The 24917-nt window shown below is 41.4% G+C and carries 22 protein-coding genes and 1 pseudogene; 20 read left to right on the plus strand and 3 right to left on the minus strand.

Annotation, left to right across the window (positions count from 1 at the left end):
• Nucleotides 1–2: 2 nt before the first annotated feature.
• The 8 genes from HNQ85_RS02920 (at nucleotide 3) to HNQ85_RS02955 (ending at nucleotide 7847) form a co-directional block, all read left to right on the plus strand.
• Nucleotides 3–722 (plus strand): Type 1 glutamine amidotransferase-like domain-containing protein, encoded by a 720-nt coding sequence (locus tag HNQ85_RS02920; protein ID WP_343046473.1) that lies wholly within the window; start codon nucleotides 3–5, stop codon nucleotides 720–722.
• Nucleotides 719–1522 (plus strand): AAC(3) family N-acetyltransferase, encoded by an 804-nt coding sequence (locus HNQ85_RS02925; RefSeq protein ID WP_181536027.1) that lies wholly within the window; start codon nucleotides 719–721, stop codon nucleotides 1520–1522. Before HNQ85_RS02920 ends, HNQ85_RS02925 begins: the two co-directional genes overlap by 4 nt.
• Nucleotides 1515–1955, plus strand: a complete 441-nt coding sequence (locus HNQ85_RS02930) for a histidine phosphatase family protein (RefSeq protein WP_409994109.1) — start codon at nucleotides 1515–1517, stop codon at nucleotides 1953–1955. Before HNQ85_RS02925 ends, HNQ85_RS02930 begins: the two co-directional genes overlap by 8 nt.
• 2 nt (nucleotides 1956–1957) lie before the next feature.
• Nucleotides 1958–3103, plus strand: coding sequence for a S66 family peptidase (locus tag HNQ85_RS02935; protein WP_409994110.1), 1146 nt, complete (start codon nucleotides 1958–1960; stop codon nucleotides 3101–3103).
• 45 nt (nucleotides 3104–3148) lie between these two features.
• Nucleotides 3149–3781: a histidine phosphatase family protein gene (locus HNQ85_RS02940; protein ID WP_181536029.1), complete on the plus strand. Its 633-nt coding sequence runs from the start codon at nucleotides 3149–3151 to the stop codon at nucleotides 3779–3781.
• 270 nt (nucleotides 3782–4051) lie between these two features.
• Nucleotides 4052–5182: a glycerate kinase gene (locus tag HNQ85_RS02945; RefSeq protein ID WP_181536031.1), complete on the plus strand. Its 1131-nt coding sequence runs from the start codon at nucleotides 4052–4054 to the stop codon at nucleotides 5180–5182.
• 672 nt (nucleotides 5183–5854) lie between these two features.
• Nucleotides 5855–6220 (plus strand): hypothetical protein, encoded by a 366-nt coding sequence (locus HNQ85_RS02950; protein WP_181536033.1) that lies wholly within the window; start codon nucleotides 5855–5857, stop codon nucleotides 6218–6220.
• A gap of 97 nt (nucleotides 6221–6317) precedes the next feature.
• Nucleotides 6318–7847 (plus strand): NAD(P)H-hydrate dehydratase, encoded by a 1530-nt coding sequence (locus HNQ85_RS02955; protein WP_181536035.1) that lies wholly within the window; start codon nucleotides 6318–6320, stop codon nucleotides 7845–7847.
• A 52-nt stretch (nucleotides 7848–7899) separates the two neighbouring features.
• Here HNQ85_RS02955 and pdxR read toward each other — a convergent pair whose 3' ends face one another.
• Complete coding sequence (gene pdxR / locus HNQ85_RS02960; protein ID WP_181536036.1) at nucleotides 7900–9306, minus strand: MocR-like pyridoxine biosynthesis transcription factor PdxR; 1407 nt, start codon at nucleotides 9304–9306, stop codon at nucleotides 7900–7902.
• 112 nt (nucleotides 9307–9418) lie between these two features.
• Here pdxR and HNQ85_RS02965 point away from each other — a divergent pair, with 112 nt between their 5' ends.
• Nucleotides 9419–9964, plus strand: coding sequence for a pyridoxamine 5'-phosphate oxidase family protein (locus HNQ85_RS02965; protein ID WP_181536496.1), 546 nt, complete (start codon nucleotides 9419–9421; stop codon nucleotides 9962–9964).
• A gap of 556 nt (nucleotides 9965–10520) precedes the next feature.
• Here the strand turns inward: HNQ85_RS02965 and HNQ85_RS02970 are convergent.
• Nucleotides 10521–10974, minus strand: a pseudogene (locus HNQ85_RS02970) (GNAT family N-acetyltransferase).
• Nucleotides 10975–11007: 33 nt separating this feature from the next.
• A complete protein-coding gene (fdhD, locus tag HNQ85_RS02975; protein ID WP_181536038.1) occupies nucleotides 11008–11808 on the minus strand; it encodes a formate dehydrogenase accessory sulfurtransferase FdhD in 801 nt (266 codons plus the stop codon).
• Nucleotides 11809–11928: 120 nt separating this feature from the next.
• Here fdhD and HNQ85_RS02980 point away from each other — a divergent pair, with 120 nt between their 5' ends.
• The 11 genes from HNQ85_RS02980 to HNQ85_RS03030 all read left to right on the plus strand — a co-directional run bounded on the left by HNQ85_RS02980 (nucleotide 11929) and on the right by HNQ85_RS03030 (nucleotide 24769).
• Nucleotides 11929–14277: an FdhF/YdeP family oxidoreductase gene (locus HNQ85_RS02980; RefSeq protein WP_181536040.1), complete on the plus strand. Its 2349-nt coding sequence runs from the start codon at nucleotides 11929–11931 to the stop codon at nucleotides 14275–14277.
• Between the two features lie 149 nt (nucleotides 14278–14426).
• On the plus strand, nucleotides 14427–14804 hold the full coding sequence (locus HNQ85_RS02985) for a hypothetical protein (protein WP_181536042.1): 378 nt from the start codon (nucleotides 14427–14429) through the stop codon (nucleotides 14802–14804).
• Between the two features lie 21 nt (nucleotides 14805–14825).
• Nucleotides 14826–15665: a GNAT family N-acetyltransferase gene (locus HNQ85_RS02990; protein ID WP_181536044.1), complete on the plus strand. Its 840-nt coding sequence runs from the start codon at nucleotides 14826–14828 to the stop codon at nucleotides 15663–15665.
• Between the two features lie 112 nt (nucleotides 15666–15777).
• Complete coding sequence (locus HNQ85_RS02995) at nucleotides 15778–16215, plus strand: GNAT family N-acetyltransferase (RefSeq protein ID WP_181536046.1); 438 nt, start codon at nucleotides 15778–15780, stop codon at nucleotides 16213–16215.
• Nucleotides 16216–16217: 2 nt separating this feature from the next.
• Nucleotides 16218–16643 (plus strand): NUDIX hydrolase, encoded by a 426-nt coding sequence (locus HNQ85_RS03000; protein ID WP_044748235.1) that lies wholly within the window; start codon nucleotides 16218–16220, stop codon nucleotides 16641–16643.
• Between the two features lie 4 nt (nucleotides 16644–16647).
• Complete coding sequence (locus HNQ85_RS03005; RefSeq protein WP_181536048.1) at nucleotides 16648–17082, plus strand: HIT family protein; 435 nt, start codon at nucleotides 16648–16650, stop codon at nucleotides 17080–17082.
• A gap of 67 nt (nucleotides 17083–17149) precedes the next feature.
• A complete protein-coding gene (locus HNQ85_RS03010; RefSeq protein ID WP_181536050.1) occupies nucleotides 17150–17626 on the plus strand; it encodes a DinB family protein in 477 nt (158 codons plus the stop codon).
• A 663-nt stretch (nucleotides 17627–18289) separates the two neighbouring features.
• Nucleotides 18290–19615: an FAD-binding oxidoreductase gene (locus HNQ85_RS03015; RefSeq protein ID WP_246326759.1), complete on the plus strand. Its 1326-nt coding sequence runs from the start codon at nucleotides 18290–18292 to the stop codon at nucleotides 19613–19615.
• A gap of 1 nt (nucleotide 19616) precedes the next feature.
• Nucleotides 19617–20984, plus strand: coding sequence for a heterodisulfide reductase-related iron-sulfur binding cluster (locus HNQ85_RS03020; protein WP_181536052.1), 1368 nt, complete (start codon nucleotides 19617–19619; stop codon nucleotides 20982–20984).
• Entirely contained in the window at nucleotides 20975–22429 is a 1455-nt protein-coding gene (locus HNQ85_RS03025; protein WP_181536054.1) for an FAD-binding oxidoreductase, read from the plus strand. Before HNQ85_RS03020 ends, HNQ85_RS03025 begins: the two co-directional genes overlap by 10 nt.
• Nucleotides 22430–22588: 159 nt before the next feature.
• Complete coding sequence (locus HNQ85_RS03030) at nucleotides 22589–24769, plus strand: malate synthase G (protein ID WP_181536056.1); 2181 nt, start codon at nucleotides 22589–22591, stop codon at nucleotides 24767–24769.
• The last annotated feature ends 148 nt before the right edge of the window (nucleotides 24770–24917 follow it).

Below are 24917 nucleotides of genomic sequence, written 5' to 3' on the forward strand. Positions count from 1 at the left end.
AAGTGCGAGCGAAACAAATCATTGCCCTTGGCGGCGGCGGTTTTTCGATGGAACCAGAAAATTCGCTGTTAGACTTATATATTTTAAGGCAAGCAGAAAAAGAGAAGCCGAGAGTTTGTTTTGTTCCAACTGCTAGTGGGGATTCGGAAAGCTACATTGCAAGATTCTATCAATCATTTAAGCAGCATCATTGTGTACCTTCACATTTATCTCTTTTTAAATCACCAACACCCGATTTAGAAGATTATGTGATGAATCAGGATATCATTTATGTGGGTGGGGGAAATACGAGAAACTTACTCGTCTTATGGAAAGAATGGGGCCTAGACCGAGTATTTTATAAGGCTTACGAACAGGGAATTATTCTTAGTGAAATAAGTGCAGGCTCTATTTGTTGGTTTGAGGAAGGTGTAACTGATTCGATTCCTGGACAATTGACAAAATTGTCGTGTTTAGGGTTTTTAAAAGGAAGCAATTGTCCACATTACGATGGAGAAAAAGAGAGAAGACCAGCTTATCATCAACTTATTTCATCAGGAGAAATGAAAAATGGGATAGCGGCTGATGACGGTGTCGCCCTTCATTTTATCGATGGAACATTAGTGAGAGCAGTCAGCTCCCGGCCTCATGCAAAAGCGTATCGCGTGCAAAAAGTCGAACAAGGCATTGAAGAAATACCGATTGAAACGATTTACTTAGACAGGGAAGAGGTTTGTAAATGAGCGAGTTTTCGGTTGTCGAACAAACAAAAAAATTAATCACGAAAGAAACACTAAAAGGAGATTTCAAACGGTTAGGAATTGAAGAAGGAATGACGCTTATTGTCCATTCTTCTTTAAGCGCATTTGGCTGGGTATGCGGTGGAGCGGTTACGGTCGTTCAGGCATTAATGGAAGCGGTGACGGAAAGTGGCACAATCGTGATGCCAACACAAACGACATATAATTCCGAGCCTTCGTATTGGCAACATCCGCCTGTCCCCGAGGAATGGTGGGAAAGGATACGGGAGCATATGCCAGCTTATGAACCAGCGATAACGCCGACGCGCGGCATGGGGGTGATTGTTGAAACATTTCGTACGTTTCCAGGTGTCATTCGCAGCGCTCATCCTATGTACTCGTTTGCTGCATGGGGCAGACATAAAGAAGAAATCATTGACAATCACTCGATTGATTACGGATTCGGCGAACAGTCTCCGCTGGCAAGAATTTATGACTTAGACGGTCATGTTCTATTGCTTGGAGTCGGATATGACAGCAATACCTCAATGCATTTAGCGGAATTTCGCTCATCAAAGGCAAAAACATTTCAGCAAGGTGCGGCAATGATGGAAAACGGCAAGCGGGTTTGGAAAACGTTTATTGACATTGAAACCGATGCGGATCGTTTTCCACAAATTGGCGCGGCTTTTGAAAATGTTTATCATGTTGCAAAAGACAAGGTCGGAAATGCCGAGTGCCGTATCATGAAGCAACGAGAGCTTGTCGATTTTACACTCGAGAGGCTTGAAAGGAATGGATAAAGTGCACACCAATATCTATCTAGTAAGGCATGCTCACTCAACGTATACACCGGATGAACTAGGTCGACCGTTATCGGAAAAAGGAAAAAAGGACGCCGAACGGGTCACGGAATTGCTGAAAAATAGAAAGATTGATGTGGTGATTTCAAGTCCGTATTTGCGCGCTATTGAGACGGTAGAAGGAGTGGCTTTCTATCACAATCTACCTATTATAAATATGGAAGATTTCAAGGAAAGAAGACTTGCAAAGCAACCGGTTGAAAATTTTGAAACAGCCATTTATAAAGTATGGCATGATGAACATTTTTCTTTTGACGGGGGCGAATCGAACAAGGAAGCGCAAGAACGAGGTATTAGGGCGCTGAAGAAAGTACTGACCGAATACCGCGGAAAAATATCGTCATCGGCACGCACGGTAATATCATGGTGTTAATCATGAATGATTATGATTCGAACTATGACTATGAATTTTGGAAACAGCTTTCCATGCCGGATATTTATCAGCTTACGTTTGATGAAAAAAAGCAGCTAATGAATGTAACACGGACTATGGGAGGAGTAAAGAGATTGATTCGGCCAAAAAGATTACAACGTGGAGATACGATTGGCATTGTTTCTCCCTCATCAGGAATTGCAGCATTATGTCCAAGGAGACTACAACGAGGGATAGAAGAGTTAAAACGTTTAGGCTTTCAAGTTATAGTAGGAAAGAACGCTAAAAAACGTAATGAGTACATGGCAGGAACGATGGAGGAGCGAATTGAAGATCTTCATGAAATGTTTGCTAATTCTGAGGTCAAAGCTATCATTACTACGATTGGTGGAACATGCTCCCATCAATTATTAGAGGATTTGGATTATCGTCTTATTCAAAACAATCCTAAAATTTTTATGGGCTACAGTGACATTACAGCCCTTCATTTAGCGATTTTTAAACAAACAGGGCTTGTTACATTTCTAGGTCCAGCTTTGCTTCCTCAGTTTGGAGAATATGGTGGATTACTTGATTATACAAAAGAATATTTTGAGGATGTTCTTATAAAGGGAAAAGCAGTTGAATTTCGTCATTCAAAAGAATGGATTTCTGAGCGATTGCTTTGGGATCAAGAAGATAATCGAAAACGGAAAACGATACCAAATAAAGGAACAAAAGTGTTAAAACCTGGACGAGCAGAAGGAAAAATCATAGCGGGAAATATGGGAGTAATGCTTTTACTTGCAGGAACACCATATTTTCCAGATGTTAACGATGCAATCCTTTGTCTTGAGGATGATGAAGAAGAAACGCCTGCTTCAATTGATCGTTTTCTTACACAAATGCGCCACATTGGAGTTTTTGAAAAAATAAAAGCATTAGTAGTTGGTCGTTTTCACCCGCTTGTTGGTTTCGGAGAAGATAACAAGTTTTTAAAAGAAATTTTATTACGAGCAACCCGTGACTATGATTTTCCGATAGTGTATGACGCTGATTTTGGCCATACTGATCCGATGATGATTTTAGCAAATGGAATTAACTCGTCACTCGAAGCGAAGGAGAATGGTGACGTTTCGTTTCGAATGTTAGAAGTAGCTGTGGACTAGAAGGTTTAACATATATTTTAGAGGATGAAACGGGAGGGGACAAACATGCTAACATTATATTTAACAAGACATGGAGAAACAGAGTGGAATGTACAAAAAAGAATGCAAGGCTGGCAAGATTCGCCGTTAACGGAAAAAGGAAGAAGGGATGCTGTGCGTTTAGGCAAGCGGCTTGAATCGGTTGAATTTGCCGCGATTTATACAAGCACAAGCGGTCGTACGGTTGAAACAGCAGAATTAATTCGAGGCGGACGGCTCATCCCAATTTATCATAACGAAAATTTACGGGAGATCAACCTCGGGGATTGGGAAGGAAAAACGCATGACGAAATTACCGAGTTCGATCCGATTGGTTACGAGCACTTTTGGAATAAACCGCATCTCTACTCACCAGAACGTGGCGAATGTTTTATGGATGTCCAAACCCGAGCAATGAACGTCATACAAGACATCGTGAACCGTCATCCGTCAGGCAATGTTCTTGTTGTGACCCATGCGGTTGTTTTAAAAACATTAATTGCCTATTTTAAAAACATGCCGCTTGAAAAGCTGTGGGATCCTCCGTTTATGCACGGAACAAGCCTAACGATGTTACAGGTGGAGAACGGGACGTTTGAACTTGTCACGGTTGGTGATGTGTCGCATTTAGAAATGAATGTTGAACTATCGAAGAAATAATCAAGGTAATCCCCCTCACAACTTTCATGTGTCTGAGGGAGATTGCAGTGTAGCGAATATAAATCTAGCTTGATTTCTCAACATGTTTAAAGAAGTTTACTTCTTTACTGCTCTTATAGTATTAAAACAACTAAAGCATGCACAAGTAAGGAAAATTTTTTAGCCATTAAAAAAATATAGATAATCTGTGAGAAGTTCAGTGAATATTCCAAGGGGTTTTATGAAACTTGATAAGTTCATAATAAAAAATGGAGAAAAAAGGTGACATTTATGAACATTGTCATTGCACCAGATTCCTATAAAGGAAGTTTGACGGCCATTGAAGTTGGAACAACCATACAACAAGCATTTTTGAGCGAAATTCCGCATGCAGGCATCGAAGTTGTTCCGATGGCCGATGGGGGAGAAGGAACGCTTGATTCGTTTATGTATGCAATAGGGGGGAAGCGTTTTTGTGTTGAGGTAACAGGGCCTTTGGGAGACAAAATCGAGACGGAATATGGGGTGTTAAATGATGGAAAAACGGTTGTAATTGAAATCGCGAAGATTGCCGGTTTACCGATCGTGCCACCCGAAAAACGGGACCCTTATAAAACAACATCGTATGGGATTGGTGAAGTAATGATTCATGCGATGGAAAGGGGGTACCGCCAATTTATTATCGGTTTAGGGGGAAGTGCGACGAATGATGGCGGTTTAGGTATGCTGCAAGCGCTTGGCGTCACTTTTATCGATGGTAATGGTGAAAGCGTGAAACCATTTGGGGAGGCTGTAAAGGAGGTAGCGATTGTCGATTTTTCTTCTCTCCATCCGCTTGTGAAAGAATGCCAATTTCAAATCGCCAGCGATGTCGATAATCCATTATGCGGTGAAAGAGGAGCCTCGCATGTGTTTGGTCCGCAAAAAGGGGCGACACCACGCCAAGTGTTTGAATTGGATAAGGCACTAGACCATTATGCGAACGTTGTTGAAAAAAAGATTGGCAAGTCTTATAAAAACGTAAAAGGTGCCGGAGCAGCGGGTGGTTTGGGTTATGCCTTTTTACTGTTGGGTGGAAAAATGATGTCAGGTTCACGTATTATTGCTGAAGTGACGCAGCTTGAAGAGAAGATAAAACGGGCTGACTGGGTTATTACGGGGGAAGGACAAAGCGATTTTCAAACGCTCTATGGAAAAGTGCCTTCTTATGTAGCAGCCATCTCAAAACAATATGGAGCTAAGCCCATTCTTATTTCCGGGGGACTTGGAACAGGGTATGAACAATTGTATGAGCACTTTGTCAGTTGTCATTCCATTGCAAGCGGACCGATGAGTTTAGAACAATGCATGGAACAGGCAAAAGAATTGCTTTTTACCCAGGCAAAAAATGTGGCGAGATTAATTAAAGCAGCAGGTTTTTAAGCGATTTGCGAATTTTTTCTAATTGAAAGTGAGGACCGAATGATTCAGTAATTCGGTCCTCTTTGTTTTCAGTGATATCAGCAAGTTCATGTAACTGGGTTGTAAGAGCGCCAAGTTCGTTGAAGTGCGAAAGAGATAAAGTTGATTTGCTCGTGCAGTTGCTCTATGTCTTTCCTTCTTTTTTGTGCGGCTCATAGTATACTTAGTATGAAGAGAAGTTAGTAATATTCATTTAGAGAAAATACATAATATTCTAGATTGAAAATAACAATGAAAAGGGTTTTTAAAATTTTTCAAGAATAGAAGATATCGTAAATGACAAGATGGCGGAGATCATTATGAAGTGTCAAGTGTTAGAAGAGCATTGTATCGTTTTGGAGTAAGAAACTAAAAATATTGGCTAATTGCTTTTTTTCTTCTTATTATTTTATTGTAAGCTTTCCTTTCAGTATTTATATCGTATTCCACTAATTAGTGGAAAGAGAAACGAAGAAAGATTTGTTGGAGCATTGCTGGTAAAATTGTCTATGATCTTAAGATGTTCATTATTGCCGTGATATTTACCAAATTCGTTTTGAAAACATATTCTTAGCCTCAGGAATGTTTTTGTTTTCTATGTATCGAGTTTATTGGTGTGTGAAAAAAGTGTCTGCCAATGAGGGAGGAGATAACTTGGTAAAATGGATTCAAAAAGGTTTTATGACCTTTTTCATATTATCGTTACTCTTATATAGTGCAATCATGCTCGCCACTAAACATTCAGCAGAATATTTAGGAATGAAAGACTTGTTTCATGTCATTCCTATGTTCGTTTTTAATGAAATGGTTGAGAAAATCGTATCTTCCGCTTCATTTCCGGATGGTTTATATCTCATTCCAATCGCGGTATCAGACGGAATGATAGGGGCTTTTATTGGGCTTTTGTGTGCCCTTATTTTTCCACATAGGAAAGCGAAATTTTATTTTTCGATCTTGGTAAGTTCGTTCATTCTTTTCCAATTGGTTATTTTTTACCTTGTTCCTCCATTCATGCCTTAAAAGCAAGTTTAATCTCTGTTTTGAAGAGAGTTTCTTATTTTATGCACAAATAGCAAGTGCCTGATTACTTTTGCTAAAGGTAAAGAGGTGAAATTTTATGCGCATTGTCACTGCTTCGGAAATGTATGCGATTGATCGATATACCATTGAACAAATTGGACTGAGTGAAGAATCGTTGATGGAAAATGCTGGACAAGCGGCTGCACGGGTGCTGCTTGATCAAATAAAACTTTCTGATCGTGTGGCTGTATTGGCGGGAACAGGAAACAATGGCGGTGATGGCTTCATTATTGCCCGGGTGTTAAAAAGTCACGGCTATCAAACTGATTTATGGTTAATTCCGCTAAAAGAAAAAGTAAAAGGGGCGGCAAAAGTAGCGTTGCAAATTTATGAAAATTGCGGATACGAAGTAAAAAGTTATATCGGTAATGAGAAAGGATTTGCTGAGCAATTAAAAAATTATGACGTCATCATTGATGCAATGCTTGGAATAGGCGTAAAGGGAGAAGTAAGGTCACCATACAAAGAAATTATTGACGAAATTAATAAAACGGACAACTCTGTCGTCTATGCCATTGATGTCCCAAGCGGTGTTTTCGCAGATGGAGGAACTGTACATACAGCGGTTCAAGCTGATGTAACCATTACCATGCAATATCCGAAGCTTAGCGCATTTACGTTTCCAACCGCGGATTATTACGGGGAACTTGTTACCGTTGACATTGGCATTCCGCCAATTGCTTTAGAAAAAAACACATCGCTTCGCAAAGTTTGGAATGAAGCGGACGTAGTACGAACGTTGCCAATAAGGAAGCGTTCATCTCATAAAGGAACATATGGGAAAGGTCTTGTTATTGGCGGTTCGCGCAATATGACTGGCGCTGTCACTATGACCGCTAAAGCGGCTTTAAGAAGCGGAGCTGGATTACTTACAATGGCTGTACCGAATGACATTTATTCGGTTGTAGCAACTCATGTTCCAGAGGTGATGTACCATCCGTGTTCATCGATGAACGGCTGCTTCGCCGGTGAAATCGATTTCGACAACTTGGATATTGACGCGATTGCCGTAGGACCGGGCATGGGAAGAACGTTGGGAACAAAAAGCGTGGTTCAAAAAGTGCTATGTCAAGATGTTCCGGTCGTTCTTGATGCGGATGCGTTATATTTCTGGAAGGATTATGTTTCAATCGTAAACGAACGAAAACAAGCGACGATTGTAACACCACATCCTGGAGAAATGGCCCGAATGATTGATGTTTCCATTCACGATATCGAAAAAGACCGTTTTGGCATCTCCAGACAGTTTGCGATGGAGTACGGTGTTTACCTTGTGTTAAAAGGACCTTATACAATTGTGACAACTCCGGACGGGAAGCAGTATGTCAACACAACCGGTAATCCCGCATTGGCAAAAGGAGGAAGCGGTGATGTACTGACTGGGATGATTCTTGCATTTATGATGCAGCATGCCAACATTCAAGAAGCGATTAGCAATGCTGTATTTGTACATGGAAAAGCGGCGGATGTGCTCATTGAGAAGGGACATTCACCATTGGATGTACTTGCCACAGATGTCATCGAGGCCATTCCGCAAACCCTTTTTCTACTTTATAAAAAAAATTAGTCCCGTATCATTTTGCCGAATGGTACGGGATTTATATTTTTAAAACTTTTGTCTATGAAAACCAAACTTTTTTTAACAGCCGAACGCCATCGCGGATGTCATTTTCGTTCATTCCACCAAAACCTAATAATACGTAAGCAGGGGGCTTTCCGATTTCGCCAAACCAATATTTCGTCGCTGAATACACTTTTATACCGGCTTTCTCTGCTTTGATGACCAATTCGTCTACATTGTTATGGTTTTTCAAATGCATAAGTAGATGCAATCCTGCTTTTTCGCCGATAATGGTTGCGTTGTCCCCAAAATGTTCGCGAATAGCGGTGATGAGCGTTTGTTGTTTTTTCGCATATATATGGCGCATCTTTCGAATGTGCCGTTCGAAATAACCGTATTTCATAAAAAGGTATAGTGTTTTTTGAATAATCGTAGAGACAGGCTGATTGTAGTTATAAAACTTTTTCTGAAATACTTCCAGTAGGCAATGTGGAAGTACCATATAGCTTACGCGAATCGCAGGAGTTAACACTTTTGAAAACGTCCCTAGATATATGACCCGATCTGGAGTATCAAGTGCTTTTAACGCTGGAATGGGTTTGCTTTCATAGCGAAACTCGCTGTCATAGTCATCTTCAATAATAAATGCCTTAGTTTTTTCCGCCCATTTCAATAATTTTTGTCGCTTTCCAATTGGCAAAACCATCCCTAACGGAAGTTGATGCGAGGGGGTAACATAGACAAGGTTTGCAGCGCTTTTTTCCAATTCCTCTAAACTCAACCCGTCTTCCTCAAGGGAAATCGGGAGAATCCGATAATGATGGTTGGCAAATACAGTACGTATCCCGTCGTATGAAGGGTTTTCCATCGCGACTGTGTCGGTTTTCTGAGAAAAAAGCTGACAAAGAAGTCCTGTTATTTGGTGTATGCCTGAGCCGATGATGATTTGTTCATGTGAACAATGAATGCCGCGCGCTTGAAATAAATAGTCTGCGATTTGTTTCCGCAGCCCGGTGTCTCCTTTGCGTTCCCCATACCATAAGATTTGTTCCAGTTCCCCATCCAATGCCTCATTCATACATTTTCGCCAAACTTTCATTGGAAAATGGGATGTGTCGATATTGCCATAGCGAAAATCGTATAGTGGCTTTTCAATATTTTGTTCGATGGAAGTATGAATGATTTTAGGCGGCACCCATTTAGGTTGAAGCTCCTCATCTAATTCTTTCACAATGAAGCCGACTCGCGGTTTACTTTCGACATATCCTTCAGCAATGAGCTGTCCATACGCGGTTTCTACTGTATTTCGGCTTATCCCTAAATGTTTTGAAAGCACTCGAATGGAAGGCAAGGCAGTACCTTTTCGTATATGACCTTGTAAAATTTTATTTTTTATATATTCGTAGAGCTGCATATAAAGTGGCACAGGTTTATTCGCATCTAAATCAGGGGTTAACTCAATCATAACAATCTCCTCTGACACTAAAAGTTTTTATAAAACTGTCACTATCAATGAGGTCAACATCTTTTTACAATGATTATAACAAAGGTCACAAGGAGGAAAAAAGATGTATTCGATGAGAAGACCAATGTTAGAATGTAACGACGAAGCGAAAGTTTCTTCATTTTTATCATCGGCACTAATCGGGTATTTAGGGCTGGCAGACGACAACGAACCTTATGTTGTTCCGCTCAATTTCGTTTGGTGGAATGGTGCCATTTATGTTCACGGCGCTGAAGAAGGGAGAAAAGTGGAGATGCTCAAGAAAAATTCGCGCGTTTGTTTTACGGTAAGCGAACACTTTGGCACGATGGTACATCCAGTGCCGGCAAGGACAGATACAAGTTATATGAGCGTGATGTTATTCGGAAAGGCAACGATCGTTTCTGACATAGACGAAGCAACTATGGCGATGCAACAGCTGCTTGATAAATATGTTCCTGGCTATTTTTCATCTCCGCTTTCAAAACACCATGTAGAGTCGTACCGGTCTTCGATGGGAAGTCGCACCGTTGTGATAAAAATCATCCCAGACATGATGACTGCTAAAGAAAAACCATTGAATGAACAAAGAAAATTTTATGAGGGAAGAACCGTCAAAGAAGATATAGGAAAGTATTAAAGCGAGGAAATGATCGAACAGCCTTTTGTTGTATCTTACCATTTATCGGATGATGGAAGTTGGAGTGTGACAATTTTCCTTACCGTGTTCGAATGAAACGATGGGAGTGAGGAGGGTGGAAGAATGATTCAAGATCAGATAAATTAACGTTTGGACTTGATGCAATAAGAGATTCAACTCATAAAGGAATTGGTATAACGAATAGAGACTCACCAAGAAGAAACAATAATGAGCATGTTAGTTCATATAAAGTAATAAGTTCATATATCAAATTCAGTTTTTGAATAAATGGCTATTTGATATTGAAACAGAAGCAGTATTGCAAAGAGAGCTTTCAAAATCAACCGACTTTCGTGTTACCAAGAGCTAAAACCTAATCATCCTTTAAAAATAAAGGTAAGCACATATTGGGCATGTTTAATATGTTTGCTTACCTTCTGTTTTTCTTATTCCACTTTCTCATCTGTTCAATTAAATTGGAAGCTGTTGTCGATTTAAAAAACATACAGAAGAATATGATTATAACCTTTACAAGGGCAGAGCTTTTCTCGTGCAATTATAATTCTTGAGATAAACGGATCATATCGCGACATTGAATCCCATTTTCAAAAATAGGTTCTGGGTAGTGTTTGACGAAGAAATCTCGATCCACCCCAGTGATGCGAAACCCACACTTTTGATAAAGAGCAAGCTGTCTGATGCTTGAGTTGCCCGTTCCGATTTCCATCGTTTTGTATCCTTGTTGTTTCGCATTTTCAACTGCATGGAGTACTAATTGTTTGCCAATGCCTTTTCCTTGCTGCTTCTCATCAACGGCAATGTTCACAAGTTCTATCGTTTCGGGCCGTGTTGGAAGAAGTACATATACGCCGATGATTTGACCATTGATTTCTGCGACAAAACACTGCCCACGTCTGATGTATTCTTTCACGAGCTTTTCCGAAGGATCTGCCCAGCAACAGTAAATGCATCGGCGGCTGTTCGTTTTTATGTAACCGACGAATATTCATCATGGCACCTCTTTCTGCTTTTATCGAACAAAGTTATGATTCATCAACTTCTACGATCCGCTCCGGATGCGTATACACGTTCAGCTTATCACTGCGGATAAACCCGACGACGGTAATGTTTAAGTCTTCTGCTAGTTTTAACGCTAAATCGGTCGGAGCGGACTTCGATAATATAATCCCAACGCCGATTTTCGACACTTTTAACAACACTTCAGAGGATATTCTGCCGCTAAAGGCGATGATTTTATCGCGCACAGAGATTTTCTGAAGCAAGCAATGTCCGTAAATTTTATCTAACGCATTATGTCTGCCGATATCAGACCGTGAAACAATCAATTCGTTTGCGGTGCAAAGAGCGGCATTGTGCACCCCGCCTGTCTGCTGAAAAAGGACGCTGCCGCTTTGCATTGTTTTCATCAGCTGAAAACATTGTTTGATGCTTATTTTTATGTTTGACATCACCGTCTTTGCTGTTTTCACATCGTTATGCAAGTAAAATTGCCGGCTTTTCCCGCAGCACGAACCGATAAAACGTTTGGAGAAATATTGTTGTCTTACGGGTTGCTTTACATGTAAGTCGATATAGGCAAATCCGCGGTTTTCATCAAGTGACATTTGTTTTATATCACTCTGAAAACGAATCACACCTTCCGAAGCGAGAAAACCGAAGACGAGTTCATCAAGATGGTCAGGCGAGCAAACTATGGTCGCGAATTCCTCGCCGTTGACGATCATTGTAAGAGGATATTCGGATACGATTTCGTCTTCTTGCTTCATAAGTCCTTCATTCGTATATTTGAATATTGTTTTTCGTATCGTGTTCTCTTTTTCCATTTTTATCACCTTCTTTATATTCCGTACGTCATTCCATTCTGTTTTTATGATACAATCATACTATAAAAAAAGAAAAATAATTTAGAAAATTTTATATATTTTGTTTTGAGGAGTGTCCATATGGGAAAAACAAAACATACAGGCCCCATTAAATTAAACCAGCGGCCAAAACCGTCTCTTTGGGTAAGTATGATGCCGATGGGGTTAGGGAAAGTCAAGCCGCATCATATTCGTGATACGTTAAAAGTCGTATGGGAAAATCGTGATCAACTTGGCTATGCTTATCGTATTTTGACACAAGGGGTTTGTGACGGCTGTGCCCTCGGAGTGTCAGGTTTGCATGACCAGACGCTCACAGGTCCTCATCTTTGCACGACGCGTTTAAATGTATTACGGCTCAATACAATGCCTGCGATTGATCCAAAATGGCTCGAAAATGTAGATAAATTGCGAGAGTTAGACAGCACTGAATTAAGAAAATTAGGAAGAATTCCATATCCACTTTCGAGAAAGCCGGGAGAAAAGAAATTGACAAGAATCAGCTGGGATGAAGCGTTAAACCGCATCGCCGCAAAAATCAAAAGCATTAACCCGAAGCAGCTCGCGTTTTATTTAACGGCGCGTGGGATCACGAATGAGGTATATTACACAGCGGCCAAAGTGGCACGATTTTTAGGAACGAATAATATTGATAACGCATCACGAATTTGCCATTCGCCAAGTAAAACGGCATTAAAGCGCTCACTTGGAATTGGTGCGTCAAGCTGCAGTTACAAGGATTGGATTGGTACGGATGTTCTTGTGTTCTGGGGCTCTGTTGCTGCGAACAATCAGCCTGTCTCTACGAAATATATGTATGCGGCGAAAAAAGCAGGGACAAAAATTATCGTCATTAATCCGTATCGAGAGCCAGCAATGGAAAATTATTGGATTCCATCTGTTTGGGAGAGCGCTTTGTTTGGGACAAAAATTGCCGACGATTTTTATCAAGTGAACATCGGCGGCGATATCGCCTTTATGAACGGTGTCATGAAACATTGGTTTGAAATGGAGGAAAAGCATCTGGGGTCCGCCATCGACTGGAAGTTTGTGCGTGAACATACGAACGGAATTGAAGAGTTGAAGGCACATGTCACGACATACGATTGGGAAACGTTAGAGAAATCGTCTGGCTTGTCGAAGGAACGAATGTATGAATTTGCGAAGCTGCTTGCGGAAGCGAAATCAGGCGTGTTTGTCTGGAGTATGGGACTCACGCAGCACCGCTTCGGCACAGACAACGTGTCCCAAGTGGCAAACCTTGCGATGCTTCGCGGATTTATCGGGCGCGCTCATTGCGGGCTTATGCCGATTCGCGGTCACAGCGGCGTTCAAGGCTCTGGTGAAATGGGAGCAGACCCATTTGTATTGCCGGGTGGTGAATTTGACGAAGAAAATATTTCGCGCATCGAAAAAGTATGGGGATTCGACATTCCAAAATGGCAAGGAGATACCATCGGGCAAACGTTAGAAAATAGTTTGTTGCCTGATGATCATGAACGAAAAGTGAGAGTATTATATACAAGCGGTGGTAACTTCCTAGAAACGATGCCGAACCCGGATTTTATCCGGAAAGCGCTTGAGAGCTTTGAAATGCGTGTGCACCAAGATATTATTTTAAACACATCCACGTTATTGGATGCAAAAGAAGAAGTGATTATCTTACCGGCAATGACTCGTTATGAGCAGCCGGGCGGTGGCACATCAACAAGCACGGAGCGAATGGTCTATTTCAGTCCGGAAATTGAAGGACCGCGCATTGAAGAAGCGCGGGCGGAGTGGGAAATTTATATCGATCTTGCTTCACGCGTAAAGCCGGAAGCAAAACATTTGATTTACTTTAATAACGCTCAGGAAATTCGCAACGAAATTGCGGTAGTGAATCGCAACTATGACGGCATTCAGCATTTAAAAAAGCGCGGAGACGTGTTCCAATGGGGTGGCGCCTGGCTTTGCGAAGGAGGGATTTGCCCGACCGTAGACGGCCGTGGCCATTTGATTCCGATTGAACTTCCGGAGTTAAGAAAAGCAGAGGGGCAGTTTTATGTAACGACACGGCGTGGTAAGCAGTTTAACTCGATGATTTACAGCGATAAAGACCCGTTCAATGCGGCTGACCGCTACGATATTTTAATGCACGAAAAAGATGCCGCAAAGCTTGGCATTCGCGAAGGGGAGCCGGTTGTTGCGTATAATCGCCACGGCATGATGCAGGGCCGCGCGAAATTTGCCGATGTGAAGCAAGGTAATATCGCTGTCTATTGGCCGGAAGGAAACGTGCTCATTCCAAAAGGGATCTATGAAACATATGCGCAAATTCCAGAGTATAATACCATCGCTATCATTGAGAAAGCAGAAACGTTCCATGCACAAAAAGATCAAAAATATGTAGAAAAACGAATCGAAGAACTCGAAATGACGGTTGAGTAACCTCATGCCTGTTTAGGCGTGAGGTTTTTTATTGAATTTTATGGAAAAAACACCAGTGATATCTTGAGGTTTAAAGCATGAGTGATATAATTTTGGTAATATTATTACAATTCATTCGCTTCCTCTCGATGATGAGAAAGGGGGAAACGATGAAAAAACAAATTTGCTGGCTGATGATGATTAGTCTTTTTCTCACTTTGTTTTTCTACAATAAATGGTATTACCCGCCGTTACCCAAGCAGCTAGGTGCCGTAAGCAAGCGGGAAGTTTTAAACCGAATTCAGCATTCAGAAGAGTCGCTCGTGAAAATAGAAGAAAATGAAGATTACGAGTTTTATATTTCCCATATGAATCAAGGGAAAGCGTATGACGATTTGAAAGAACATATGAAGAAAAAAGGATATGCCTTTCATTCACAAGAGGGGGCAGGTTACTTTTTTTATAAAGATCAACAAAGATTCATCGTTACATCGCAAATGTGGACAGGAAAGTATGTGATTTTTCAAATACCGAAAGATAAATCATAACAAAGAAAGGAAGACTGCCACATGCTTGAATTAATTCGATACATCGATGTTTTATCCTTTAAACAAGACGTCATACCGTTTCTTGAACAGTATGAAGGAGAAAACAATTTACCGTTAGGCGTTTTGATGAATATAAAGGAAGAGGAAGAACCGATTTACATGGCTACGGTCTCGAAAAATGGAGTTTTATCACTTGTGTTACTGCAAACACACCCGCGTCAAATGATTTTATCAAAATCACTGCCGTTTACATCAGAAGAAGTTAAGGAATTGGCCGGAAAATTGTACATTGACTATCCGAATATCCCGGGATTAATTGGTGAATCAAAATTGGTGAAGTCACTAGCAAATGAAATCGCGCGTTTGAAAAATAGGGAAATACACATTCATATGGAGCAGCGGGTGTACGTTCTTCGCGAGGTAAAGAAAAAAGCGTCTGACAGGGGAACGTTGCGGTTGGCGGAATCGCGTGATTTGCCAATTGTTGAGCGGTGGGCATATTGTTTTTGTGAAGATGTAGGAGAGCCTGTATCTGCACTAGAAGCGGCGCAGAAGGCAAAAGATATGATTGAAAAAGAGCGGTTGTATTTATGGGAGAACGATGGGAGATTAGTATCTATGGCTTGTTGGTTACGTCCGACAAAAACAAATGTGACAGTAGGTTTTGTCTACACACCACCGGAAGAGCGAAAAAAGGGATATGCTTCAGATTGCGTTTCTGCTCTTACACAACATTTGCTAGATTCTGGCTATCAAACTACTTCTCTTTATACCGATTTAGCGAATCTGACTTCTAACAAAATTTATATGGAAATTGGTTATGAGCCAGTGATGGATTCAACAGTGGTTTTTATTAAGTAATTTATTACTAAGTCAAACGAAATTTTGATTTACATTTATTCTGCAGGCTTCTCTTGCTTTATTAGTATTATTATTAGGCAAGCTATATTAAGATTTTAAAGGAAGGATTATGATGGCAATACAGTATCGTTTTGATAAAGAGATGATTAATATCAAAGAATGGCGAGAGCTTGTTTTGAGTGTGGCCACGTGGAAAATGCCAACAGATTTGCGTGACTGGGAAAAAATGCTTGAGAACACGTCGCTTATAGTCACTGCTTGGGATGGTGAGCGGTTAATCGGCTCAGCACGGCTGTTTACCGATTTTGTCCGCTGGGGGAATATTTACGATGTCGTTGTCCATCACGATTATCAAGGAAAAGGAATCGGCAAAAGACTGATTCTAGAGTTGATTCATCACCCAAGTGTGGCAAGTGTCCGCACGTTTTGGCTAGGAACAGCCGATAAAGCGGAGTTTTATGAAAAGCTCGGTTTTCGTCGTGTCAATGAAATAGATGGTCATTCGATGGTGTATGTACGAAAGGAACGTGTATATAATGGGGATGAGTAAAAATGTGGAAAGGTGCAGCGGCCGTTTGTGTGAATGAACTAGGACAACTGTTAATGGTCAAGCAAGGAAAGCCAGATGAACAAAAGCTATGGTCCGTCCCATCCGGAGGGAAAGAAGAACATGAAAGCTTTGAACAATGTTGTTTGCGGGAATTATTCGAAGAGACGGGCTATAAAGGAAAAATTGTCCGCAAGCTATTTGAAAAAAAAGGTCATTCATTTGGAATTGCTGTTCATGTTCATTATTTTGAAGTGGAGATAACAGGAGGGAAACCTACTATTCTCGATCCTGACGAATTGATTCACGACATTCGCTGGATATCCCCGGAGGAGTTATCAGAACTTCCTCTTTCGTTTCCTGAAGATCGGGAATTTTTGATGAAATTTCTTTCTGATAGAGGAGCAAATAGAATTTCGCAAATTAGGTGAGATGATGGTGAATATCAATAATGAATGTCTCGGCTGCCAGTTAGCGAATCAACTTGAACCCGTTCATGTCGTGTATGAAGATGAACATGTTTGCTGTTTTTTAGACCATGACCCAATTAATGAAGGGCACACGTTAATTTTGCCGAAAAATCATGTTGTCGAGATGGAAGAATTGGATATGGAAACAGCAACCGCCGTTTGGAAAGCAGCGGTAAAGATATCAAAAGTGCTAAAATATTTATTCAATCCGGATGGGATTACGATTTGTCAAAATGGAGGCAGATTCAATGAACTAAAGCATTTCCATATGCATGTCATACCAAGATATGAAGGTCAACCGTTTTACACGGACGATTGGAGCGATAATACAGAACAAAGAGAGAAGCTTGAGGAAACGAAAGCAAAGCTTCGGACATGCATGAAAAAATATTCCTATTGAAAGAAAAAAAACGTGAAGAACAAGAAATGATTATTTGGTGGACATTTAAAAAAAGGAGGAATTTTTCTTGGAACAAACCATTATTCACCATATGGAAACAGTGCGCGGAATAACTGAGCAAACGATAAAAAAAATTCCTGAAGAGATTTCGGATATCATTCCGAAAGGTTTTAACAACAATATTCGCTGGAACTTTGGTCACATTGCATTCGTACAAGAAAAGCTCGTCTTTGGACTTTTAGGTGAAGAGATGAGCATTCCGAAAAATTACGAACAGTTTTTCGCTGCCGGAACGAAACCGGCAGAATGGGAAGGAACACCGCCATCATTTGCAGAGCTTGCCGTCATCTTGACGGAACAAAAAGCGAGAATAAAAGACTTTATTATTAAAGGACGTTTGCATGAAAAACTGCCAAATCCATTTACAAACCGAGGAGGCATCACGTTTTACACAGTTGGTGAGGCATTTTTGTTTAGCTTTTACCATGAAGCATTACATATCGAAACGATTAAGCGATTATATCGATCTATTTCTTCTAAATAACCCTACAATCTTTGGGCTGGCTGAAAGAGAACGTCATTGCCAATCGGTTTCATCCTTCTCGAAAGGAGTTGAAAGAATCGATAATTTCGTTTTTGGAGCACTTTGCTCCATTTTCAGAAAAAGTGCTCTAGCGCATCGGGCAGGTAGTTATGTTGGAAAATGAATCTGAACTTATATAGTAAGCTTAATCATGGATTTTTAACAAAGCCGCTTCAAACGAAGTTAAGTGGCGGGTAGTTCCCTCTCTTACATTTACCATTCTCGTAAACATTCATCATATCAATAATAGAAATGATCGTTTATTATCGGTGGCTGTCTCAAAAGCAAAGTGTCAGACACCCATGCATTACGCTTCGTAAGTACGACGGGTGTGCGTTTAGACACTTTATGGGACAGCTTTTTATATATTTATTTTGGGATCCATTCGTTTACAAAACGAAATATGCTCATATTTATTTAGGAAAGACCTATACATTTTAGTGATAGTTAGACTCTCTAAACGATAAATATTTTTAGATTATTTTTTAAATTATGAAAATTAATTGAAAAATAGCGAAGAAAGTGATTAAATAATAATAAACGATGGTGAATCAACGAAAAAGCGCTTTTTATAAAACTATAGAAACGATGTTTTTTATTACGAAACAAAGAGGGGTGTTAGGATTGATCGCCACAGAACTTTTATCAGAATTAAAGTCGATTTTACGCGACAGCCAAATTCAAGTAGAGGAAAAGGAAAACCATCCGCTGGGAAATAGCGGTCGTGTAACGGTCTATCCGCAATCAGAAGAAGAAATGGCGAACGTTTTAAAGTATGCCGACAGTAGTGGAAAAAAAGTAACGATTGTCGGCGGCGGAACGAAGAGAGGGTTTGGCGGGTTAACGGAATCGGCTGATATTTTGCTTTCGCTGGCAGACTATAAAGGTGTTGTCGAACATACCGTTGGTGACATGACATTAACGGTTAAGGCGGGTACACCGTTTCAAGCATTGCAGGAATACTTAGCTGAATATAACCAAAAGATTGCTTTAGACCCGGCATGGCCGGAGTATGCAACGATTGGTGGAGTCATTGCGGCAAATGACAGCGGTCCTAAACGCTTTCGTTATGGTTCTGCTCGAGACAGCGTAATTGGGATGAGAATCGTTTATCCAAATGGAACCATCATCCGATCGGGAGGAAAAGTTGTAAAAAATGTGGCTGGCTATGATATGAACAAGCTGTTTATTGGTTCAATGGGGACGCTCGGAGTGATATCAGAAGTAACGTTGAAACTTCGTCCGCTGCCAAAATATGAAAGTCTCATTCTATTATCCTTCCTGGAAGGAAGTATGGAAGAGATTCGCGCTTTTGCTGTGAGATTGCTAGATTCGATGATGGAGCCGACATCCCTTGAGTTGTTAAGCCCATCTTTATCGGAGCGGTTAACAGGGAAGCGTGTTTACACATTAGCGATCAGCTTTGAAGATGTCGAAAGCGCTGTCCATTATCAAGAGGATTTTGTAAAGCGCATTCAGCCATCGGAAACCAGCATGACCGTTTTACCATCAAAAGAAGCGCGAGTATTTTGGAATCAATTTTATACAATCGGTCCGAATGGAAGAGAAATCGGAGACGACAAAGAAATAGAAGCTGCTTTGAAAATTGGTGTCGTCAACCTCGATGTTCTTCAAGTCATAAAAGAAAGCCACCTCTTGCAGGATGCTGCAAATGTAGCCATTGAGGCGCACGGCGGTCTAGGGCATGGATTATGCCAAGTATATGTAAAAGGAGCAGGCGAGGATGTTGTTGCCGTCATTGAGCGGCTTCGTCAGTTTGTGACACCGCTTAGTGGATACGTGATTGTGAAACATTTACCGTTTGTGCTTCGGCAAAAAGTAGATGTTTGGGGCAAAAAACCGTCTTATTTCTTCCTATTAGAAGGGATTAAGGCAAAAGTGGACCCGAATCATACTCTTAATCACAGACGATTTGTAGGAGGGATATAAAGTGAGTGTAAGAGAAAGTGATTTAAAACAAGCTCCGGCATGTACAGTGACGAGCCTGGGCAATTATCTTTGGAGCGACCCGCCTGATGAAAGCAAATGGGCCGATTGTGTTCATTGCGGCATGTGTTTGGAATCATGCCCAACTTATGAACAAACTGGTCAAGAACAGCATTCTCCCCGTGGACGTGTCCATCTTATAAAATCGGTTGCCGAAGGAAAACTTGAAGTCAATGAAGCTTTTGCAGATCCGGTTTTTGCCTGTCTTGATTGCCGTGCATGTACAACCGCCTGCCCTGCTGATGTCGATGTCGGAGGGCTCATCGAAGAGGCACGCGGGCAAATTCGCCAGGCTATGCCATTAACCGGATGGAAAGGAGCGGTAAGTAAATTTTTCCTTGAAGGAGTATTTCCACATGCAAACCGCCTGCATTTATTAGGCAGCTTGTTGAAGTTCTATCAAAAGAGCGGGTTGCAAAAGGTGGCGCGCAAAACCCGGCTTATCCATATCATGCCTGAACATTTAGTAGAGATGGAAGCGATTTTGCCGGAAGTGAAACAGCCGGTGCGCAAAAAATACAAACATGCGGATGTCATTAAAGCGAAAGGGGAAACGAAGCGGACTGTTGCACTTTTAACCGGATGTGTCATGGATGTGATGTTCAGTGATATTAATGAAGCAACGATCAATGTATTAACCCGTAATGGGAATGACGTAGTAATCCCGCAAAATCAAACGTGCTGTGGAGCGTTGCATGTTCATGCTGGCGACCGCGAAACGGGAAGAAAGTTGGCGAAACAGAACATTGAAGCGTTTAAAGAGGCTGAGAAGGTCATAGTGAATGCAGCAGGTTGCGGCTGCATGTTAAAAGAATATCCGGAATTGTTCCGCGAAGACCACGAGTGGCGTGAAAAAGCAGAACAGTTTGCTGCGAAAGTAGAAGACATTTCCAAATATCTTCATGACACAGGCTATGAAAAGCCAAAAGCAGAAATCAAGACGCGGATTACGTATCATGATGCATGCCACTTAGCACATGGTCAAGGTATACGTGAGGAGCCGCGCGACATTCTTCTTAGCATTCCTGGAGTGGAAATGGTTCACATGCCAAATGCCGACCGCTGCTGTGGAAGTGCTGGTATTTACAATATTACCCATTCAGAAATGGCAGGAGCCGTACTTAAAAGTAAAATGGAGCATGTCCCTGAAGATGTCGAAATGATTTCGATGGGGAATCCTGGATGTATGTTGCAAATGGCGCTGGGGGTGCTGAAATACGGAAGAAATCAAAAAATTGTGCACACAGTTCAGCTGCTTGATTGGGCATATCAAAAAGAGGATCGTCTAAAGGAGGGGAAATCATGGCGGTAAAAGACGTGAAAACAAAAGATCAACATATCGAAAATCTTGCAAAAATCGTTGGTGGTGCTCAATCGATTCTTTACAAAAAAGAGGATTTGCTTGCATATGACTGCGATGGTTTTACGATTCACCGTCATTTACCGAAAGCAGTTGTGTTTCCAAAAAGTGCAGAGGAAGTCGCACAGATTGTGAAATATTGTAACGAACATGATTTGCCTTTTCTTGCCCGTGGCGCAGGAACAGGTCTAAGCGGCGGAGCCATCCCGTTAAATGGTGAGGTGATTATTAGCTTAACAAAGATGAAGCGGCTGTTAAGTGTTGACCTTGAAAATCGACGTGCGGTTGTGGAGCCGGGTTTTATTAACCTTAAGTTGACGCATTCGATTTCTAATAAAGGCTACTATTATGCTCCTGATCCATCGAGCCAATATTGCTGTACGATTGGCGGAAATGTTGCCGAAAATGCCGGCGGAGCACATTGTTTGAAATATGGCGTAACGACAAACCATATTTTAGGGATGGAAGTCGTTTTGCCAAATGGTGAAATGATTGAAATAAACACAAATGGAGTTCTTGACCCGCCTGGATATGATTTATTAGGACTATTGACAGGATCGGAAGGGACGTTAGGAATCGTAACAAAAATAACGGTCCGCATTTTGAAGAATCCAGAAGCGAAACAAACCGTGCTGGCTTATTTTGATAAAGTTTCCGATGCAAGCCAGGCTGTGTCTGATATCATCTCCGCTGGAATTGTTCCAGCTGCTCTTGAAATGATGGATAAAACAGCGATTGAGGGTGTTGAAGCGGCGGCATTTCCAGTAGGGCATCCGAAAGATATTGAAGCGCTTCTGCTTATTGAAGTGGATGGCATTTCCGCTGGTATCGATGAGCAGATTCATGAAATTTTAGAAGTATGCAGAAGACGAAATGTTCGTGAAGTGAAAGTAGCCCAAGATGAGAAGGAAAGAGAAAGATGGTGGGCGAATCGAAAAACAGGATTTGGAGCGATGGGGGCGATTTCTCCGGACTATTTAGTACAAGATGGAGTGATTCCACGAAGTAAGCTGCCGGAAGTGTTAGAAAGAATCAAGCAAATAAGCGAAAAATATGGCTTGCGCATTGCTAATATTTTTCATGCTGGAGACGGAAATCTTCATCCGCTTGTTCTTTTTGATGCAAGAAAGCCAGGGGAAACAGAAAAAGCATTGGCAGCTGGAAGTGAATGTTTGCAAGTTTGTGCCGATGTCGGCGGCTCCATCACGGGCGAGCATGGAGTGGGCATTGAGAAACGAGAAGAAATGCGTTTCATTTTCACGGATGAAGAAATTATCGCACAAACAAATATTCGCGATGTGTTCAATCCGAAAAATTTATTAAATGCCGGAAAGTTATTTCCAACACCGGGGCGTTGTGTAGAAGTAAAAAGAAACGAGAAAGAGAAAATGAAATAATTTTTAGAAAATTATTGAAATAAAAGTGACTTTATGCTATTATTTTTTCGAACCAATTAAGAAACAATGTTTTGTAATAGCGAACAAAGTCTAGTTTTTCTGTTATACAAGCAAGCGCTCTCACTAAATCGATCATGATGAAAAGGAGGAAATGTTTTTATGCAAGACTATGTGAAAGTAGGAAACCTTCAAGTTGCCCGCATTTTCTATGAGTTTATTAATACGGAAGTTCTTCCAGAAAGCGGAGTAGACAGTGAACAGTTCTGGGCAGATTTAGAAACGCTAGTAAAAGATTTGACACCAAAAAATAAAGCGCTGCTTGCCCACCGCGATGAAATTCAAGAAAAGCTCAACGAATGGCACCGACAGCATAGAGGAAATTTTGATTTCGATAAATATAAATCATTTTTACAGGAAATTGGCTATTTAGAGCCAGAGGTAGAAGATTTTCAAATTACGACTGAAGGGGTCGACGATGAAATCACTTTACAGGCTGGTCCACAATTAGTTGTCCCAGCGAGCAATGAGCGTTATGCGCTGAACGCAGCGAACGCGCGCTGGGGAAGTCTTTATGATGCTCTCTATGGAACAGATGCGATTAGCGAAGAAGATGGCGCACAACGCGGAAATCATTACAATCCAGTCCGCGGCGAGAAAGTGATTGCCTATGCCAAACAATTCCTTGATGAAGCTGTACCGTTAAACGAATACTCTCATAAAGATGTTGTCAAGTATACAGTCGTCGATGGAAAATTATCCGTTTTCGTCAAGGGAGGCCAGACGACGAGCCTTCAAGATGAGGAAAAATTTGTCGGCTATCAAGGAAATCCGGAAGACCCATCGGCCATCTTGCTGAAAAATAATGGCTTGCATATTGAAATCCAAATCGATCGTCATCATCCAATTGGCAAAACAGATACAGCAGGTGTGAAAGATATTTTATTGGAAGCTGCCCTTACGACGATTATGGACTGCGAAGATTCTGTCGCTGCCGTCGATGCGGAGGACAAAGTGCATGTATACCGCAACTTGTTAGGATTGATGAAAGGAGATTTGACGGCCACATTCACAAAGGGGAATAAAACAGTAACGCGCACGCTCAACCCTGATCGCGTTTATACAACGCCAAGCGGAGAAGAATTAATATTACCGGGACGTTCGCTCATGTTCGTTCGCAACGTTGGACATTTGATGACCAATAATGCGGTATTAGATCAGGATGGCCAGGAAATTTATGAAGGCATTTTAGATGCAGTTGTCACAAGTTTAGTTGCCAAACATTCTCTATTAGGTAATGGCCGCTATAAAAATTCCGCCAAAGGCTCCATCTACATTGTTAAGCCGAAAATGCACGGCTCAGAAGAAGTCGCTTTTGCGAATGAACTATTTGATCGTGTTGAAGACATGCTTGGGCTAGAGCGAAATACAATCAAAATTGGTGTGATGGACGAGGAGCGCCGCACAACACTAAACTTGAAAAACTGCATTTACCAAGTAAGAGACCGAATTGTGTTTATTAATACCGGTTTCTTAGATCGAACTGGCGATGAAATCCATACTTCGATGGAAGTAGGACCGATGATTCGCAAAAATGAGATGAAAACATCAACATGGCTGCAAGGATATGAGAAATCAAATGTAAGCATTGGTCTTGCCACTGGCTTCCAAGGACGGACGCAAATTGGTAAAGGAATGTGGGCAATGCCGGATATGATGGCGGAAATGCTGAAGCAAAAAGGCAGCCAACTACAGGCAGGTGCCAATACGGCATGGGTACCTTCTCCAACAGCAGCGGTCTTGCATGCTCTCCATTATCATCAAGTGGATGTAACAAAAGTACAAAATGAATTAAGCAAAGAGTTTAAAGATTTTCGCGATGATATTTTACAAATTCCAGTGGCGGTCAACCCTAATTGGACTCCAGAAGAAATTCAACAAGAGTTGGACAATAACGCTCAAAGTATTCTCGGATATGTTGTTCGCTGGGTCGAACAAGGAATTGGCTGCTCGAAAGTGCCGGATATTAACAACATCGGGCTGATGGAAGACCGTGCGACATTAAGAATTTCCAGCCAGCATATCGCGAACTGGCTTCACCACGGAATTTGCACAAAAGAACAAGTGCTTGAGACATTAAAGCGCATGGCGAAAGTCGTCGATGAGCAAAACGCTGGCGATCCTGCATACCGGCCGATGTCTAAAGACTATGACAATTCAGTTGCCTTCCAAGCGGCCTGCGACCTCATTTTCAAAGGCTGCGAACAACCGAACGGTTACACAGAGCCCATCTTGCACCGCCGTCGCTTAGAAGCTAAAGCAAAGTTTGCGGTAAAACAGTAAGCTATCATTACAAAGTAACTACGAGAGGCTGACCCAAAAGCAATGTGTCAAAACCCGTAACACGATATATAGGACATTATATATTGTGAAATGCACGTGAGGTCAGACACTTATGGGTCAGCCCCTTTCATATACACCATTCTGCGAG

Origin of the sequence: [Anoxybacillus] calidus, from assembly GCF_013760845.1 — a bacterium.
Lineage (GTDB): Bacteria > Bacillota > Bacilli > Bacillales > Anoxybacillaceae > Paranoxybacillus > Paranoxybacillus calidus.

What these genes read in the sequence shown, in the direction of transcription:
- HNQ85_RS02930 (WP_409994109.1), top strand. Translation starts at nt 1,515, where the DNA reads ATGGATAAAGTGCACACCAATATCTATCTAGTAAGGCATGCTCACTCA.
- HNQ85_RS03000 (WP_044748235.1), top strand. Translation starts at nt 16,218, where the DNA reads ATGTGGAAAGGTGCAGCGGCCGTTTGTGTGAATGAACTAGGACAACTG.
- HNQ85_RS02940 (WP_181536029.1), top strand. Translation starts at nt 3,149, where the DNA reads ATGCTAACATTATATTTAACAAGACATGGAGAAACAGAGTGGAATGTA.
- HNQ85_RS03005 (WP_181536048.1), top strand. Translation starts at nt 16,648, where the DNA reads ATGGTGAATATCAATAATGAATGTCTCGGCTGCCAGTTAGCGAATCAA.
- HNQ85_RS02990 (WP_181536044.1), top strand. Translation starts at nt 14,826, where the DNA reads ATGCTTGAATTAATTCGATACATCGATGTTTTATCCTTTAAACAAGAC.
- HNQ85_RS02945 (WP_181536031.1), top strand. Translation starts at nt 4,052, where the DNA reads ATGAACATTGTCATTGCACCAGATTCCTATAAAGGAAGTTTGACGGCC.
- HNQ85_RS02955 (WP_181536035.1), top strand. Translation starts at nt 6,318, where the DNA reads ATGCGCATTGTCACTGCTTCGGAAATGTATGCGATTGATCGATATACC.
- HNQ85_RS02995 (WP_181536046.1), top strand. Translation starts at nt 15,778, where the DNA reads ATGGCAATACAGTATCGTTTTGATAAAGAGATGATTAATATCAAAGAA.
- fdhD (WP_181536038.1), bottom strand. Translation starts at nt 11,808, where the DNA reads ATGGAAAAAGAGAACACGATACGAAAAACAATATTCAAATATACGAAT.
- pdxR (WP_181536036.1), bottom strand. Translation starts at nt 9,306, where the DNA reads ATGATTGAGTTAACCCCTGATTTAGATGCGAATAAACCTGTGCCACTT.
- HNQ85_RS02935 (WP_409994110.1), top strand. Translation starts at nt 1,958, where the DNA reads ATGAATGATTATGATTCGAACTATGACTATGAATTTTGGAAACAGCTT.
- HNQ85_RS02980 (WP_181536040.1), top strand. Translation starts at nt 11,929, where the DNA reads ATGGGAAAAACAAAACATACAGGCCCCATTAAATTAAACCAGCGGCCA.
- HNQ85_RS02965 (WP_181536496.1), top strand. Translation starts at nt 9,419, where the DNA reads ATGAGAAGACCAATGTTAGAATGTAACGACGAAGCGAAAGTTTCTTCA.
- HNQ85_RS03030 (WP_181536056.1), top strand. Translation starts at nt 22,589, where the DNA reads ATGCAAGACTATGTGAAAGTAGGAAACCTTCAAGTTGCCCGCATTTTC.
- HNQ85_RS03025 (WP_181536054.1), top strand. Translation starts at nt 20,975, where the DNA reads ATGGCGGTAAAAGACGTGAAAACAAAAGATCAACATATCGAAAATCTT.
- HNQ85_RS02985 (WP_181536042.1), top strand. Translation starts at nt 14,427, where the DNA reads ATGAAAAAACAAATTTGCTGGCTGATGATGATTAGTCTTTTTCTCACT.
- HNQ85_RS02925 (WP_181536027.1), top strand. Translation starts at nt 719, where the DNA reads ATGAGCGAGTTTTCGGTTGTCGAACAAACAAAAAAATTAATCACGAAA.